Below are 1,400 nucleotides of genomic sequence, written 5' to 3' on the forward strand. Positions count from 1 at the left end.
CTTTGCCCACCCTCATATGGGGATTTGTGAGTCAAGTCCTTTGACGGGCTTGGGTTGGGTTTGGCAGGGCGCGAGGGCGGCGCGCGAAGCCATGCGAAGCGCAGCGCGCCGACCGGCCTGCGTACTGGGATTGGCTTCCGAAGATTGCTGCAGCTCACTGCATCACCTCATATCCGGTTGGACCGTCGGTCCAGACCCACATTCCGCATGCTTGCGGCGAGGAAGCCATGAGGATGAGACCCATCTACGAAACGGCTGTTTGTTCGGCCCATGGGTGGCACGGTCATCATCCATCCCGCACTGCCCGCGGCGTCGAGCCGCAGCGCCGGCGCGTCGTTCTTGCGTTTATGCCTTCATCATGGCCTGCTCGGGAACGAGACCGGTGGTGAGATAGCGCCATAGCGCCACGATCAGCTTGCGCGCCAGGGCGATGATGGCGATCCGCCTGGCCCGTTTACCCGCGTTGGCAGTGCGCGCGGCAAACCACCGGCTGAGCGCGCTGTCCGGCTGATGCCGCTGCCACAGCCAGGCAAGTTCGACCGCCTTGAGGCGGGCGCGGGGGTTGCCTGCCTTGCTGATCCCCTGTTCGCGATCGATGCCGCCGCTGCGCCATGGACTGGGTGTCAGTCCGCAATAGCTGGCGACCTCGCGCCGATTGCGGAAGTCCTTGTAGAACACCTCGTTGGTGAGCGTGGCGGCGAAGACCGGGCCTAGTCCCTTGAGCCGCAGCAAGAGATTGCGCCGCTCGGCCATCGGCGCCGGTGCAGCAGCCACTGCCGCAGTAGGCGCCTGTTCCAGCGCGGCAAGTTGTTCACGCACCAGCATCAACCGCGCATGCTCGCGCGCAACTTCGGACATCAGATGCGGCGGCACCGGACGGCTTTGCCGATCCCGTTGCTGCGCCAGCCAGCTCAGCCAATCTGATCGCCGCGGGTTGCTGACTGCCATTCCCATCAGCCGCAGCAGCGCCTTGATCCGGTTGGTATGCCCGGTCTGTTCCTTCACCAGTCGATCGCGTTCGCGGCTGGCGCGTCTGACGTCTTCCTGCTCCACGCTCGGCACGCGAACGATCCGCACCACCCGCGGCTCGCCGCGCAGATGCGCCATCAACGTGCGCAGCAGAAGTTCGCCGTCGATGCGGTCCGTCTTGGCCCGCCGCGACCGCTGTTCCACCGCAATGCTCGCGGGATCGAATACCAGGTTCGTAATCCCGGCCGCCGTCAGCAGCCGATGCAGCCAAAAGCCGTCATAGCCGGCTTCGTAACAGGTCACGACCTTGGGAGCCGTCCCCAGCTTGCCCGCCGCCCGCGTCCGGACGCCCTCCAGCAATGCCAGCAACCCGGCATCGTCACCGCCCTCAAGCGTCCGACGCGAGATCCGGTCCCGGTCCGGGCTGTGCA

General features: G+C 65.9%; 1 protein-coding gene. It reads right to left on the bottom strand.

Going from position 1 to position 1,400, the window contains the following annotated elements:
* Positions 1–345: 345 nt before the first annotated feature.
* A partial coding sequence (locus tag IVB22_RS37550; RefSeq protein WP_374207839.1) for an IS110 family transposase occupies positions 346–1,400 on the bottom strand: 1,055 nt, incomplete at its 5' end.

The organism is Bradyrhizobium sp. 190, from assembly GCF_023073415.1.
GTDB lineage: Bacteria > Pseudomonadota > Alphaproteobacteria > Rhizobiales > Xanthobacteraceae > Bradyrhizobium.